Source organism: Brucella sp. IR068 (assembly GCF_049065885.1).
Classification (GTDB): Bacteria; Pseudomonadota; Alphaproteobacteria; order Rhizobiales; family Rhizobiaceae; genus Brucella; species Brucella intermedia.
Window position 1 is genome coordinate 1 of record NZ_JBAKHE010000021.1, and the last position, 14,384, is coordinate 14,384.

Sequence of the window (14,384 nt, forward strand, 5' to 3'; positions counted from 1 at the left end):
CGCGCCCACAACCGGAGCTTGCGGCAGGATGTAACAAATTCCGACGCTCCCTTTTCATTGTCCAGCGAGATTAGTCCCTCATCCATATCGGGTTCAATGCCCGCCTTTGCCAGTAGCGGCATCGCGCCTGCGGTAAACCCGATAAACTTACAATGGGCAAAGGCGTCGGCAACGAAATCCCGCGCCGCGGCTTCTCTGGTCAATCGATCAGCTGCCTCGTCGGACAGTACAAGTGCGACAGCGTCGAACAAGACGGATGGACCGCCATCGATCATATGATCGGCCTCTATCCAGTCGCCGCTGGAGGCCTCGAAACCTCCGACCGTCGGCGCAACCAGTTCCACCATTGCGCCTTCCTTCTCCGCGGCGTGCCGGATACCCTTGAGCACCTGCGCATCAGTGCCATTGGCAACAAGCACGCCGATCTTTCTGCCGTTGAAGCTGCCGGGTCCGTTCTCAATAATGCTGAGTGCAGGAGACGGAGCAAGATCGTCACGTACGGGCACCATCGCATCCGCAGCTTTCGGCATCTTGCGGATGCCAAGCTTGCCGGCGACCGCTTCCGCAAGGTTGGCATCGATGTTGAGCAGATTAGACACAATACGCTCGCGGATCACAGGCGTTTCCACCTTCGACAGTTCGAAGGTCAGCGCCATCGCTATATGCTTCTGCTCCGTCTCGGTCTGGCTCAGGTAGAACTGGCGCGCCTGGCTGTAATGGTCGGCAAAGCTTTCCGCCCGAAGGCGAACCTTCTGCCCATCTTCCTGCGAGGCCGCCTTCTGGAGATCACGCCAGCTTCCGGCATGACGGTCGATGCAAGCGATGCTCTGATTGCCGCTCTGGCAGCGGGCGCGGGCATTGGAATGTGCGCAACATTCGTCACGGCACCTTATGTGACCCGCGGCGAACTGGTGCCGGTGCTCTCGGACTTTGCTGTCGAGCGCCATAATATTACGGCGCTGTGGCCAGAAAGCCGACGCGCAAATCCTGCTGTCCGCGCGTTTCTCTCGATGCTTCAAGAGGCACTTTGAGAAAAATGATTGAAGCGGGAAAAGGCAGTCATTGGCGGCGGCAGATCTCGGACACGGATTGGCCCGACCAAGATGGCTGGGAAAAAACGGATAGCCATGAGAACTATATCTACTCCATATCCCTCCATGGCACTTCAAATTAGTGCAATTGTCGCATTGCAAATTGGGATGGTTGTTTTGCCTGTCTGCTTTTGGCCGACGAAGCCACGAAGGCGGCCCTGTCCAAGCGCGCCATGCTTCGGTGGTAGACCAGATTATCCGGCTCCTCCGGCTTTAGAGCATCTTCAGCACATTCCGACGCCTTGGGGCCGGTGGACATCATCAGCCAGTAGACCGAGTTTGCCGCATGCCCCTCTCCAAGCCAGATCTGCGGCATCAGACAGCGGCACTCGTGACTGATTCCTCGAGCTTGCCGACAAGCTCTTGTATTTCCAACCCATCCAGGGTCTCCTTCTCCAGCAGGCGGCGGGCGGTGCGCTCGAGCATGTCCCGGCGTTCCGCCAGCAGGCCGACGGTCCGCTCGAACGTCTCGTCGACGATCCGGCGCACCTCCTTGTCGACGGCGGCGGCCGTCTCGTCGGAATAGGTGCGTTCCTGCGGGCCATAATATGGCTGGTCGGTGGCGAGGAACGAGCGCCGGTCCTTCTCCAGTGCGATATGGCCGAGCCTCTCCGACATGCCGTAGCGCGTGACGATGGCACGGGCGATGTCGGTGACCTTGGCGAGGTCGTCCGCGGCGCCGGTGGACAGATGGCCGAACACGATCTTTTCCGCCGCGCGGCCGCCGAGGAGCACCGCCATCTTGTTCTCCAGTTCCTCCAGCGTCATCAGGAAACGGTCCTCCGTCGGCCGCTGGATGGTGTAGCCCAGCGCGCCGATACCGCGCGGGATGATCGAGACCTTGTGGACCGGATCGACGCCCGGCAGCGCCATGGCCACGAGCGCGTGGCCCATCTCGTGATAGGCGACGATCTCGCGCTCCTTCGGGTTGAGCAGCCGGTTGCGCTTTTCGAGACCCGCCACGATGCGCTCCACCGCATTGTTGAAATCCTCCATCGTCACCGCGCCGGCCTTGCGGCGGGTGGCAAGCAGCGTCGCCTCGTTGACGAGATTGGCGAGGTCCGCGCCGGTGAAGCCGGGGGTCAGCGCCGCGATCTTTTCCGGCTCGACGTCCGGCGCGAGCTTCGCCTTCTTCAGTCGCACGTTCAGGATCTGCACGCGGCCTTTTCTGTTCGGGCGGTCGACGAGAACCTGCCGGTCGAAGCGGCCGGCGCGCAGGAGCGCCGGGTCGAGGATTTCCGGCCGGTTCGTGGCGGCGAGCAGCACGAGGCCGGTCGAGGGATCGAAGCCGTCCAGCTCGACAAGGAGCTGGTTGAGCGTCTACTCCTTCTCATCGTGGCCGCCGGCCATGGGGCCGATGCCGCGGGCGCGACCGAGCGCGTCCAGCTCGTCGATGAAGATGATGGCCGGCGCCTTGGCCCGGGCCTGCTCGAAGAGGTCGCGCACGCGCGCTGCGCCGACGCCGACGAACATTTCCACGAACTCGGAGCCCGAGATGGAGAAGAACGGCACGCCGGCCTCGCCCGCCACGGCCCTTGCCAGCAGCGTCTTGCCGGTGCCCGGCGGGCCGACCAACAGCACGCCCTTTGGCATGCGCCCGCCCAGCCGGCCGTAGCCCTGCGGATCCTTGAGGAAGTCGACGATCTCCTTCAACTCGTCCTTGGCCTCGTCGACGCCGGCCACGTCCTTGAAGGTGACGCCGGTGTCAGACTGGACGTAGACCTTCGCCTTCGACTTGCCGATCTGCATGAGCCCGCCGCCGATGCCGCCCCCCATGCGCTTCAGCGCGAACATCCAGATGCTGACGATAAGGAGGACTGGCACGATCCAGGACAGCAGGTCGCGCAGGAAGGTGCTTTCGATCTGACCGGTGACCACCACGCCGCGCTCCTGAAGCTGACGTGCGAGGTCGGGCTCGACGCGGGTGGTGATGAACATTGGCCGGCCGTCGACCGGCTGCTTGAAGGTTCCCTGGATGAAGCGGTCGGATACCGCCACCTCCGCTATCCTGCCCTCGTCAAGGTAGGTCTCGAACTGGCTGTAGGGAATCTGCGTCACCTGGGTGGCGGTGGTGAAGAAATACTGGAACGCCATCAGGAGGAAGAAGGCGGCGATCCAGTACCAGATGTTGAACTGCGTTTTCTTGTTCATTTCCATTGTGGCCGCTCCCGGTTATCTCACGACCAGCAGAAGGCGGCCGCCATCGCGAAACAGTTCCAGCGCTAGGATGGCACGCTGGCGCGCGATCGCGCTGCGCAAATCAGCCAAGGAAGAAACAGGCGACCGGTTGACCGCAACGATCAAGTCGCCCGCTCGAAGGCCAGCACGCGCAGCCGGACTGCTCGGCGTGATGCTTTCAATCAAAATGCCTGGGGCGCCGGCTTGCCGCGCCTCGTTAACGGAAGCGGCGCGCATGTGCGCGCCATCGAGCGGGGTGCCGGATAGATCGGCGGATGCACCAGTTTCTGAAGCGATCTTAGCGCTGACGACCCGCTCGCTACTACCACGCTTGATTGTAAAGCTGATCGTGCTGCCGACTGGCGTGAGGCCGATGCGGTTTCTCAGGTCTGTCGCGCCCTGAACAGCACGCCCGCCGATCGCGGTGACCACATCGCCCACCTGCAAGCCGGCGCGCTGTGCCGGAGAGCCGGGCTCGATGCTGACGATCACAGCTCCGCGCAGTTCGCCAAGCTTGAGCGCCTCCGCGATATCCGGCGTAAGGTCCTGGATACCGACGCCCAGCCTGCCGCGCCGCACTTCACCGTGTTCGATCAACTGCTTCATGACGGTTACGGCCATGTTACTAGGCACCGCGAAGCCGATGCCGATGTTGCCACCCGCAGGCGTAAGGATCGCCGTATTGATGCCGACTAGCGTGCCGTCTAGGGTCACCAGGGCACCGCCGGAATTGCCCGGATTGATTGAGGCGTCAGTCTGAATGAAGTCCTCGTAGCCGTCATTGCTGATGCCGCTGCGACCGAGCGCGCTGACAATACCGGAGGTTACCGTTTGTCCCAGGCCGAAGGGGTTCCCGATCGCGACCACATAGTCGCCGACCTTGAGGCGATCCGAATCGCCGACCTCCTACGCGACGAGATTTCTCCTCTTGACCTTGAGCAGCGCGATGTCCGCTGCTTGATCGGAGCCGACAAGCTCGGCACGCAGGCGTTGCCCGTCCTTCAGTGTGACCGTGATCGTGCGAGCATTGGCCACCACGTGATGATTGGTCAGCACATGACCTTTGGCCGCGTCGACGATCACCCCGGAACCGGCGCTCATGCGCTGTTGCGGAGGCGGCGCATGCGGAAGATCAAAGAAGCGTCGGAAGTAAGGATCGTTGTAGAGTGGATTTGATGCCCCAGGTGTTTCTGAGACAACCGAGATGTTGACGACAGCCGGCGTCACCCGTTCCAGCACGGGGGCAAGGGTGGGAAGCTCTCCCGCAACGCCCGGCACGGCCTGCCCGATTGTCGCGCACGGCAGCCCCGCGAAGGCGAGGATGGCGCATAATGTGATGATGGGCGGACGCAGGGCTATGAGATTCCTGAACATGAGCGATCTCCGTTTGGCCAGTCTGTTGGCTCCTCTGTTCCGCCTGAGGTTAGACGGAGAGTGCAAGAAAATGGCCCGGCGCGTGCCGGGCCACGTTGCAAAATCATGCTGTCGAAAGAGGTCGGTTTGTCGTGGACCACAGGCTGACCGCAGCGAGCACGGCGACGACGAGGCCGGCGACCACATGCACCCACATCGCGGCTGGGAGGGCAGAGAAGCCCAGTGCCCAAGGCGCGATTACGGACCAAAGGCCGAGCGCCACGTTGGTCCATTCCTCGACCTGATGGAATGTGTAGAGCGCAGCGACCGCGATCAGCGTCACGGCAGCACCGACGATCCAGGCATTCCATGCGGCATAGGTTTCAGCCGCATAGCCGAGATACCAGGGCGAGAGCAGAAGACCGAGACCGGCAATGATGTTGACGACATCGAAAGCCGTCCGGTTATAGGAAGACAAAGACTTCAGCATCGTTCATTCCTCCGTGTCGGTTTGCTTGCCTCTTCAATGAACCGTCTTTCGCGAACGGGAGGCGGGTGCGGCGGCGCCTCCGACACCGCCATCACGAAGCTTGGAAGCCGGATCGGGCGGAGGCAAAAGCTGCCTTTCATCCGCCCCAGGCAGAAACGGTGCGAGTTCATCCCGCGTGAACACGCCCGCTGCGATCTCGTGCAGGGCAAGATCGCCCACGCTGCGATCGACTGCGTCGAGCCTCGGTTCCGCGCCCCGGGCGAGCGCCCGGATGCGGGAGGCAGCGGCAAGCGTTAGCGCGAACCGGTTCGGCAGAACCTTCTGGCAATCGAAAACGACATGCGTATCCATCGCCGCACCTCATGCTGCCTTTCGTGTGTCTGAATCATCCCGATCATCCGCAACCTCGCGTTCAAGCGCGAGCAGCGCCTGCTCGACCTCGTAGAGCCGCGACGGCCGGTCGTTCTCGGGCATGCCTTCGTTGGTGGCCTGGTCGATCAGGTACTCGGTCCAGGCCCAGTTCATCAGAATCGCGCGCTTCGCCTCTAGCGTTAGCTTCGGATCGCTGATCACCTTCATGGGCGTCGTCCAGCTTTCAGGACCGGACGGGTCGTTGCGGTTCACCGCGCCGTCGAGCGCACGCCCGTAGGTCTCCTGAAGGGCGGCGAGCCCGAGCCGGTCGAGGGTCGCGTCCGAGAAGGCGTGGGTTGATTTTCCTACATACGCCTGCTTCTCATCGGCGCGCTGGCTGCGGCCATTGCCTGTCTTCTGCCGGGGCGGTGTCTGGACCATATAGGTCAGACCCTGTCGCTCGGCATAGCGGATGGCCGATTGCAATGTCGGGAAGCTCAGCTCGACCTGGGTCAGCGTATCGTCGCCGCCCGTGTAGCCCATCAGCGGCTCAATGAAGGGCGCGGTGCGCCGCTCGAACACAAGTCGCCAGCCCTTCGTGCGGGCCTTGCCGGAGGTCGTCACCGCGCGGGACGGCTTGTAGATACGCGCAACCGCGCCATCCGGGAAGACCGAGCGCCCCATCGAAAGGGGCTTGTGCCGGTTGTCGTTCGACGGCCACTCTTGCGGAATTGAATTTCCAGTTGATCTGTTGATCTGTCTCGTCATCTCCATTGTTCATCCCTCCCTCTCTGGCGAAGGATGCAGCCGACGGCGGCCAGATGGCCCGCCGCCGGCGCCTGCCATGCGTCAGCTCTTGATGGCGATGCGCTTCACCTGCGACTGCGCCTTTTCGCTCTTGGGCAAGGTCACGGTCAGCACGCCGTTTTTGAACCGCGCGTCGACCTGGTCGTCCTTGACCTCGTAGCCGAGCGGGATGCGACGCTCGAAGCGGCCATAGAAGCGCTCGGAGAACTGTCGGTCCTTGTCCTCCGTCTCGGAGCGCTTCTCGCCCCGCAGCGTCAGCACGCCGTCGTCGAGCAGGACCTCGATGTCCTTCTCTTCGAGGCCCGGCACCTCAGCTGTCACCTTGATTTCCTTCTCGCCGTCGGAGATCTCCACGCTCGGCCAGCCGCCGCTGAAGGCGGAAGCTCCCACGATAGAGGGCAGGTTCGAGCCGACGCCGCGGAAGACGTCGTCGAACAGCCTGTTTACCTCGCGATGCAGCGAAAGGAACGGATCACGATCGCCATCGCGCAAGACACTGGGAACCTGATTGCCGCTGCTGCGGCCCCAGGGGATCAGATCACGGACACTCATTATTCTTCTCCTTTCTGTTCGTTCGATTGACAATGCTTTCCGTCGGCGCCCGGAAGTGCCCGGCACCTTGCGCGAATTACGCTGAGAGAGCTACCTCAGGCGGCCTGCTTGTCGGCCTCGATCTGCCTGGTCTCGACCTTGGGCAGTGCCTCGCCGGCCGCGATCTGGATCTTGCGCGGCTTCATCTCTTCGGGAATCTCACGCTTGAGATCAATCGTCAGCAGACCATTGACGAGGCTAGCGCCCACGACCTTCACGTGGTCGGCCAGTTCAAAGCGACGCTGGAATGTGCGCGCGGCAATTCCGCGATGCAGATACTGGCTGTTATCCTCGCCAGCCTTCTGACCGGACACCACGAGCATGTTCTGCTCCTGGGTGATGGTCAGTTCGTCTTGCGAGAAGCCGGCCACCGCCATGGTGATGCGGTAGTCGTCCTCGCCGGTCTTGGCTATGTCATAAGGCGGCCAGTTGTCGATGGTCTCGACACGGCTCGCAGCTTCGAGCGCGTTCAGCATTCGGTCGAAGCCGATGCTCGACCGGAACAGGGGAGTAAAATCGAAAGTGGTTCTCATAGCCACATCCTCCTTGTGAAGCAACATGGGTACAAGTTTCTATTTCCGTCAGCGATGTCATTCATCGTTCGACGGGCCAGACCCCGATGGGCGTCCGGCGACTGCGATTTAGGTTTGGCAATTTGCCTGTTCAAGAGGTCGCCGAGCGCACCTTAACACTTTTTTTCTGTGACCGCGCCGCTTATCTAATAGCCAGGTGAATGATCGGGATAGCACCCGAAATGCAGGAGGTAACTAAATGACGCTGGATGAAATTAGTTCTGTCCTGGGCCCGGTAGACTCCAGTCTTGTTGCGGAAATCAACCGAACCGGCGCGTCAGCGGCTGAACTCGCCGAAGCTTGGGCCTGATTTAATGCTGACGAAGCGTTGGCCAACGAGGGACGATCACTGCCGTCAGGAAGAGTCGCAGAGCTTGTTGGAATCCTGGAAGTGGCAGAATTGGCCGAGGATACCTACGGGGGGAAGGGCGCCGGAAGTTGATAATCTCCTTCGCGATCAGCGCTCGCTGTTTAACTGGGCTACGAGGTTTTTATTCGGCGCCTTTGAAGGCACTGTTACCTTAACCTAAGTGTAAACATCAGTTGCGATAACGGGTGATGACCGAACCTCGTTCTTCGCTTTACCGCCGCCATCGTTATCCATCTGAGATTATTGCAGAGGCGGTGTGGTTGTATTTCCGCTTTCCGCTAAGCTTTCGCATGGTTGAAGACATGCTGGCTTATCGTGGCATCTTCGTCACATATAAGACCGTGTACGAATGGGCGGAGAAATTCGCACGTGCTTATGCCAGTAATATCCGTCGCCGCACACCGCGGCTTGGCGATAAATGGCACCTGGATGAATGTGTAATATCTATCAAAAGTGAGCATCACATTCTTTGGCGAGCAGTTGATCAGGATGGTTTTGTTTTGGATGTTCTGGTCCAGAAACGCCGTAATACCAAGGCCGCCAAGCGCTTCATGCGCAAGCTTCTCTCTGCACAGGGCTGTGCACCCCGGATCATGGTCACCGATAAACTACGATCATATGGCGCTGCCAAACGAACGATGGGACTTAGCGTTTGCGATCATCGCCAGCATAAGGGTTTGAACAATCGGGCAGAGAATTCGCATCAGCCGATCCGACGACGAGAGCGGGTTATGAAGCGCTTTAAATCGGCGCGACATGTGCAAAATTTCACGTCGATACATGATCCGATCTACAACCTAAATTATTTCCCCGGAAACCAATTCAATGCCGCCGATCATCGTGAGTTACGACAAGCCGCCACTGACATGTGGCGCGAAATCACGTGCCTGAAATCCGCATGACAGATGCGCCAAAGAATACGTTACGTCTGCACTCTCGTTAAAGTAACAGTGCCATCTGCAGATGTGATGAAACCCGGTCCGCCTCCATCAGCGGGCAGACCTCCATCTCCTTGTGCGCCGGATCCTCCGGCCCCGTCTGCGCCCCAATTGCCGGAGTCCTGTTGCGTTACGCCATTATTATCGATGTGACTGGAACCGCCCCCTTGGCCATTGCCGACCCCTCCGTCGCCGCTGCGCCCGGGGACACCAAGGCCGCCTGGCGCACCACAGCCCGTAAAATCGCTCGGGCTACATATGCCAGCCCAGGATGGTGTGACCCCACCTGGACTAATAAGCAATACCTGTATGGGGAGGAGGGCAATGAGAAAAACGTTGGGAACAAATGCAGTTGAAGCAAACCAAAATGATTTTCGAGCACGCGGTAAAACCTGGTTTTGCGAAGATCTGGTTTTAGAAAAATTATGCCCCATTACTGGCCCCCTGTTTCGCAGTTAGCTACTACGTTGCAGCTTTATATATCAGCAACGACTTCATTGCCAACCGACCACATAAACAATGCAATATAAACAAGGATAGGACTTGATCATTAAAGTAGATGCATAGCTCTCTGGCGATTAAGCTGCGATGGAGGACTGGGTTTCTCGCGCTAATAGCCTCTACGCCTGTCCGCCGTGCCATTTGGAGATATTGCAATAGTCGAACCTCTCTGCGTATTGGTCGCCGTTGAGCGTTGGTTGCACTACGATGTTTAAGACAAGCCGGAAACCGGGCGGAAAGGCGTTGGCGAAACTGACGCCATTTCACAAGGAAAACCTCTGAGCATGACCAAACGCCCGACACGTTTAAATCTGTTACCTCTCTCCATCTGGGATCAAATGTTTAACTAACAGATGGTCGACACTTCGTTGACGAGCCAGTCGCGAAAAAGCTGCAGCGCCTGGTTGGTGGCAATGTTTTCTTGGGAGCATATAAACTTGTAGGATTCCTCGGGCTCGAAATAGCGCTCGGACACAATACACAGGCTTCCGCGCTCCACGTCGTTTTTGACCAGAGGTCGATGAGAAAAACCGATGCCCTGTCCGGAACGAGCAGCCGCCAACAATGTGTGTTGGTCGTCAAAAAAGAGGTTTGAATTGGCGGTTAGATCATCAAATCCGTGGTGGGATATCCATCTTTTCCAGTCCTTTACGTCCCGATAATGCAAGCGAGGAATGCCAGGGTCCACGAGAAGATCTTCTGGATTTGCCACATTGGCCAGAAGTAAGGGACTGCAGACAGGTACCAGTTTTTCTTTTAGAAGTTCGATGTTGTACATGCCTGCTGGCGGATGCAGACAATATTTTATCTGTGCGTCTTCTGTATCCTGAGCGATGGAATCTATGTCGATATTATTCAGGTGAAGCTGGATGCCTGGATTTTGCTTCAAGAAGCCAGCAATCCTGCTCGCGATCACTTCCATTGCGAAAAAAGGACCGGCGCGAACCCGGAGGATTTTGGTCTTGTTGTCCTGTCCGATCAGCGTCGCAACTGCGCCGATTTCATCAAATGCGCGAGCACAAACCTCCAGCAGCAGCGCGCCTTCTGCGGTAACGGATACACCGCGCGAGCCGCGAATAAGCAACTGACAACCCAACGACTGTTCCAGGAGTTTGATTTGATGGCTCACAGCGCCCTGACTGACTGCAAGCTCTTCTGCGGCGGCAGTGAAGCTTTGGCAATGTGAAACGGCCTCAAAAGCCCTTAAGGCTTTCAAGCTTGGGAGTTTTCGCCGCTTCGCCCTTGAAGTCATATCGTCATGAATTTTTCTAATACCATTGAATAGTTCTTTTGCATTGATCGACCCACGGCACAAGCATAATCGTCAATAAACAAAAAACGCCCTTGGGTATCATTTGGTTCTGGTCTCGCACTTCAGAGAGCATCTCAGATGTACCGGACAACGGCGTATAAAAGGAGAACGAAACGTGCTTACGCAAGCTAAAATGGGAATTGTTGCTGCTCTTGTTGCCGTATGTGGCGCGCTTCCGGCCCACGCTGAAGAAATCCGCATGGGAGCTGAAGGTGCTTATGCCCCCTTCAATTATCTGGACCCGAGCGGGCAGCTCAAAGGCTTTGATATCGACGTCGGCAATGCGATCTGTGAGAAGCTGAAAGCTGATTGCGTATGGAGCGCTAACGAGTGGAGCGGGATTATTCCGGCGCTTCAGTCAAAGAAGTTCGACATCATGGCTTCGTCAATGGCTATTACTGAATCGCGTATGCAGCAGGTCAGCTTCTCCGATCCCTATTATTACAACACCATGCGGTTTGTTGCTTTGAAGGAGCTTGGCCTCAAGGATGTGACGCCGGAAAGTGCCAAGGGAAAGGTCATAGGCACCCAGACAGGCTCTATCGCATTCGATGCTTTGCAGCGCTTTTTCCCCAATAATGAGGTGAAGCTCTATCCGACACTTGAAGAAGCCTTCCTGGATATCGAGAATGGCCGCATTGACCTCTTGCTGGAATCCAAGTTCGCTCTCAGCGATTGGATTAAGAAGGGTGCAGATTGCTGCGAATTTGTCGGCAACGAGTTCCTTCTGGATGGAACTCTGGGTGCCGGAATGGCCTTCCGCAAGGATGACGTTGAACTGCGAACGCGCGTCAACAAGGCGCTTGCGGAGATCATCCGAGACGGTAGCTACGACAAGATCAGTGCCAGGTACTTTGATTTCGACATCAGGGAAAAGCCGAAATTCGCGAGTGAAATCTTCGCGAAGTAGTTTGCTCCCATTGCCACCCAGAGTACCTGATTTGAGACACCACATCAGATCAGGTGCTCACTGCGTGTGGCATTGTCAGGTCAGCCATTTCGTTTCGACCAACACAGAGTGGTCTTCGCCGACAAAAGAAAGGTCCATCCGTGTCCTATCGCGTTGCGATCATTGAACTCATCAATGAAAGTAATACCTTCACGCAAAATCGCACGAGCATCAGTGATTTTCGGGCGTCGCATTATTTCAAGGGCGATGAGATTCCAGCCAATTTCCGAGGCACCGGCTCAGAGGTCGGTGGCGCGATAAAGGTTGCGGACGAAAAGAGCTGGACGCCTGTTTATATCACCGCAGCCCATGCGGAACCTAACGGACCGGTGCTTGAAACTGCGCGTCAGGAAATCACCGGCGAGTGCCTGCGGCGGCTGAAGGAAGCCGGACCTTTTGACGGCATATTTGTTGCTCTGCATGGTGCCATGGTGACGGAGACCGATCAGGATGGCGACAGCCAGTTCCTTCGGGAGATCCGGTCGGTGGTTGGTTACGCTGTGCCGATCGCCATCACCCTGGACCTTCACGCGAACATTTTTGATGAATTGGCTGATCTGGCGCAGATCGCAGTTTCATTCCGGACTTATCCTCATATCGATATGAGTGAGGTCGGAGTAGAGGCCTGTTCGTTGCTGGATCAAGCCATGAAAGGGGAAATCGAACCTGCGCTGGCCATTGGGCGCCCACCAATGCTTCTTGGTTGTGATGATGGTCGCACAACAGATAACGGTCCCATGTGCCGCCTGCTCGAAAGTGCATACGGTGAGATGCAACAACCGGGAATCCTTAATGTGGCGGTCAATGCCGGTTTTACCGATGCTGATGTCTGGGCGGCGGGCCCGAGTGTGATCGTCACCTTCGACTGTAAACGCGTTAGCCGACAAACCGCTTGCGATGTCGCGGACAAGATGTGCGATGAAATCTGGGCTTATAAGGATCAGTGGTCGCAGCCGATACCTCTCGATGAATGTATTCGGCAATTGAAGGAGGCCCGAGGGGCCGAAGGCACGATTGTCGTCGCTGATTTTTCCGATAATCCCGGTTCGGGGGCCTATAGCGATTGCACTGCGCTCATTGCAGCGATGCTTCAGGCAGGTGTGACCAATGCTGCCGCAGGCGCGATTCTCGACCCCGAAGCGGTGGCGGAGATTGCAGCCAAGGCGATAGGAGAGACTGTTACGGTAACGATCGGCGGCAAATCTGATCCATCAGTCGGTGGCGGTCCTTTGACCGTGACAGGTCGTGTCATGTCGGTCAGCGACGGTGCCTTCGTCTTTGAGGGGCCGATGTTTACGGGTTTGCCCGGCACAACCGGAAAAGCCGTGTGCCTCCGCGTCGAGGGGATCGATATCATGATTGTGTCGGAACGCATGCAGATGCTGGACCAGAACATTTTTCGTATCGTCGGCATCGAGCCGAAAGAAAAATCCATTCTGGCGGTCAAATCAATGCAGCATTTCAAAGGGGCGTTCGGCGCGATTGCGACACAGATCCTTGTCACCGATGCTGGTGGCCTGAGCTCGCCTGACCTGTCGAGACGGACTTATGCTCGCGTGCGGCGTCCGATTTTCCCCCTGGACACACTGCCGGATCAACATCACTAAGTGTGCTGGTGAAACTATTGGACTTTTGACAGCGAACAGGGAATTTAATTCGGTAGAGGGGAACAATCAGGATGACGTTTCGTCACCATCGAACTCCTGGACCAGATTGATCATTTGTACTCATGGATGGGGTGTCCGATGCACGCAGCGCCAATCTTCGCCGGGTTAAAAATCGAGGCGGCTGAAATACGTGTCATACGTTTGCCGCTGCTCGTGCCTTTCGTGATTTCCACCGGAACAATGACTGAAAAGATCATTCCGGTCCTCACCCTGCGATCTGGAGGACTGGAAGGATACGCCGAAGGCGTGATGGATCCGTTGCCGGATTATCTGGAGGAGACTATCTCCGGTTCGCTCTCTTTCCTGCGGGACGTCCTGCTGCCACAGATCGTTGGGAAACGCTTCTCCGGTCCGGCGGATCTGTCCGCAATTCTTGATCCGTGGCGCGGGCATAGAATGAGCAAGGCCATGGTTGAAATGGCCGTGTGGGACCTTTGGGCGAAAGCACTGAACCTGCCATTGAGCGTTGCGCTTGGCGGCGTTCGCGATGCTATCGATGTGGGTGTCAGCCTTGGGATTGCCGATATTCCAACGACGATTGACCGGGTCGCGGCCTCGCTCGATGCCGGTTACAAGCGCGTTAAGCTGAAGATCAGGCGCGGTCATGATCTCGCAATGATTCAGGCGGTCCGCGAGCGTTTCCCAGATGCCAAGCTGACAGTTGATGCCAATACGGACTACCGGCTTTCCGACTTGCCTCTTCTGAAAGCAATGGATGCTTTCGCACTCGATTATATCGAACAACCCCTGGCTTTCGATGACATTAGCGACCATGTCCATGTTCAGGAAAAGCTGCTGACTGCCATCTGCCTGGACGAGAGCATTCGGTCTTCGGTGGATGCGCGCAAGGCGCTTGTCGCAGGAGCTTGCCGTGTCATAAATATCAAGGTGGGTCGGGTCGGTGGACATAGTACGTCACGCGCGATTCACGATGTTTGCGCAGCCTTCGATGTACCTGTATGGTGCGGCGGGATGCTTGAAGCAGGCATTGGCCGGGCCCACAATATTCATCTGTCCACCCTGCCGAATTTCACCAAACCGGGGGACACATCATCCGCCAGCCGCTATTTCCCGCGCGATATTGTCAACGAGCCGCTGGAAGCTGAAAATGGACGAATGGCCGTTCCCAAGAACGGTCCGGGTATCGGTGTGACGTTGGACCATGCATTTCTCGATACGGTCACCAGCCACCGTGAGGATTTCGTCGCATGAGC

The 14,384-nt window shown here is 57.7% G+C and carries 12 protein-coding genes and 4 pseudogenes; 6 read left to right on the forward strand and 10 right to left on the reverse strand.

The annotated features are described in order from the left end of the window. A pseudogene (locus tag ACOWVS_RS21635) lies at positions 1–773 on the reverse strand (catalase-related domain-containing protein); the annotation flags it as partial. Between ACOWVS_RS21635 and ACOWVS_RS21640 the strand changes: the two are divergent. Continuing rightward, positions 774–1,031: pseudogene (locus tag ACOWVS_RS21640) on the forward strand (LysR substrate-binding domain-containing protein); the annotation flags it as partial. A gap of 139 nt (positions 1,032–1,170) precedes the next feature. On the opposite strand, the gene ACOWVS_RS21645 reads toward ACOWVS_RS21640, so the two are convergent. The 8 genes and pseudogenes from ACOWVS_RS21645 to ACOWVS_RS21680 form a co-directional block, all read right to left on the reverse strand. Beyond that, positions 1,171–1,407, reverse strand: coding sequence for a hypothetical protein (locus ACOWVS_RS21645; RefSeq protein ID WP_006469964.1), 237 nt, complete (start codon positions 1,405–1,407; stop codon positions 1,171–1,173). After that, positions 1,407–3,248: pseudogene (gene ftsH, locus ACOWVS_RS21650) on the reverse strand (ATP-dependent zinc metalloprotease FtsH). The gene ACOWVS_RS21645 and the pseudogene ftsH overlap by 1 nt, the downstream one beginning before the upstream one ends. A gap of 15 nt (positions 3,249–3,263) precedes the next feature. Further along, positions 3,264–4,643 (reverse strand): annotated as a pseudogene (locus tag ACOWVS_RS21655) (DegQ family serine endoprotease). A gap of 103 nt (positions 4,644–4,746) precedes the next feature. Beyond that, complete coding sequence (locus tag ACOWVS_RS21660; RefSeq protein ID WP_006469967.1) at positions 4,747–5,112, reverse strand: SPW repeat protein; 366 nt, start codon at positions 5,110–5,112, stop codon at positions 4,747–4,749. 33 nt (positions 5,113–5,145) lie between these two features. After that, the gene (locus ACOWVS_RS21665; protein ID WP_006469968.1) at positions 5,146–5,463 is read right to left on the reverse strand and encodes a DNA-directed RNA polymerase subunit omega; all 318 of its coding nucleotides are present in this window, start codon (positions 5,461–5,463) and stop codon (positions 5,146–5,148) included. A gap of 9 nt (positions 5,464–5,472) precedes the next feature. After that, on the reverse strand, positions 5,473–6,237 hold the full coding sequence (locus ACOWVS_RS21670) for an ETC complex I subunit (RefSeq protein WP_006469969.1): 765 nt from the start codon (positions 6,235–6,237) through the stop codon (positions 5,473–5,475). A 75-nt stretch (positions 6,238–6,312) separates the two neighbouring features. Then, positions 6,313–6,822, reverse strand: coding sequence for an Hsp20/alpha crystallin family protein (locus ACOWVS_RS21675; protein ID WP_006471530.1), 510 nt, complete (start codon positions 6,820–6,822; stop codon positions 6,313–6,315). A gap of 95 nt (positions 6,823–6,917) precedes the next feature. Then, positions 6,918–7,394: an Hsp20 family protein gene (locus ACOWVS_RS21680; protein WP_006471531.1), complete on the reverse strand. Its 477-nt coding sequence runs from the start codon at positions 7,392–7,394 to the stop codon at positions 6,918–6,920. Positions 7,395–7,991: 597 nt separating this feature from the next. On the opposite strand from ACOWVS_RS21680, the gene ACOWVS_RS21685 reads away from it, so the two are divergent. Beyond that, positions 7,992–8,705 carry an IS6 family transposase gene (locus ACOWVS_RS21685; protein ID WP_006471532.1) on the forward strand — a complete coding sequence of 238 codons (714 nt, stop codon included), beginning with the start codon at positions 7,992–7,994 and terminating at the stop codon, positions 8,703–8,705. A gap of 360 nt (positions 8,706–9,065) precedes the next feature. Then, positions 9,066–9,200, forward strand: coding sequence for a hypothetical protein (locus ACOWVS_RS21690; protein ID WP_262076465.1), 135 nt, complete (start codon positions 9,066–9,068; stop codon positions 9,198–9,200). Between the two features lie 388 nt (positions 9,201–9,588). On the opposite strand, the gene ACOWVS_RS21695 is transcribed toward ACOWVS_RS21690, so the two are convergent. Continuing rightward, on the reverse strand, positions 9,589–10,557 hold the full coding sequence (locus ACOWVS_RS21695) for a LysR family transcriptional regulator (RefSeq protein ID WP_006469976.1): 969 nt from the start codon (positions 10,555–10,557) through the stop codon (positions 9,589–9,591). A gap of 40 nt (positions 10,558–10,597) precedes the next feature. On the opposite strand from ACOWVS_RS21695, the gene ACOWVS_RS21700 reads away from it, so the two are divergent. The 3 genes from ACOWVS_RS21700 to menC all read left to right on the forward strand — a co-directional run bounded on the left by ACOWVS_RS21700 (position 10,598) and on the right by menC (position 14,382). Further along, entirely contained in the window at positions 10,598–11,464 is an 867-nt protein-coding gene (locus tag ACOWVS_RS21700) for an ABC transporter substrate-binding protein (protein ID WP_006469977.1), read from the forward strand. Positions 11,465–11,604: 140 nt separating this feature from the next. Beyond that, positions 11,605–13,110: a M81 family metallopeptidase gene (locus ACOWVS_RS21705; RefSeq protein ID WP_039853460.1), complete on the forward strand. Its 1,506-nt coding sequence runs from the start codon at positions 11,605–11,607 to the stop codon at positions 13,108–13,110. 138 nt (positions 13,111–13,248) lie between these two features. Continuing rightward, positions 13,249–14,382, forward strand: coding sequence for an o-succinylbenzoate synthase (menC, locus tag ACOWVS_RS21710; protein ID WP_006471161.1), 1,134 nt, complete (start codon positions 13,249–13,251; stop codon positions 14,380–14,382). Positions 14,383–14,384: the final 2 nt, after the last annotated feature.

Bases quoted from the DNA above. Each gene is read 5' to 3' on its own strand.
- ACOWVS_RS21645 (WP_006469964.1), bottom strand. From the start codon at position 1,407: ATGCCGCAGATCTGGCTTGGAGAGGGGCATGCGGCAAACTCGGTCTAC.
- ACOWVS_RS21660 (WP_006469967.1), bottom strand. From the start codon at position 5,112: ATGCTGAAGTCTTTGTCTTCCTATAACCGGACGGCTTTCGATGTCGTC.
- ACOWVS_RS21665 (WP_006469968.1), bottom strand. From the start codon at position 5,463: ATGGATACGCATGTCGTTTTCGATTGCCAGAAGGTTCTGCCGAACCGG.
- ACOWVS_RS21670 (WP_006469969.1), bottom strand. From the start codon at position 6,237: ATGGAGATGACGAGACAGATCAACAGATCAACTGGAAATTCAATTCCG.
- ACOWVS_RS21675 (WP_006471530.1), bottom strand. From the start codon at position 6,822: ATGAGTGTCCGTGATCTGATCCCCTGGGGCCGCAGCAGCGGCAATCAG.
- ACOWVS_RS21680 (WP_006471531.1), bottom strand. From the start codon at position 7,394: ATGAGAACCACTTTCGATTTTACTCCCCTGTTCCGGTCGAGCATCGGC.
- ACOWVS_RS21685 (WP_006471532.1), top strand. From the start codon at position 7,992: ATGACCGAACCTCGTTCTTCGCTTTACCGCCGCCATCGTTATCCATCT.
- ACOWVS_RS21690 (WP_262076465.1), top strand. From the start codon at position 9,066: ATGAGAAAAACGTTGGGAACAAATGCAGTTGAAGCAAACCAAAATGAT.
- menC (WP_006471161.1), top strand. From the start codon at position 13,249: ATGCACGCAGCGCCAATCTTCGCCGGGTTAAAAATCGAGGCGGCTGAA.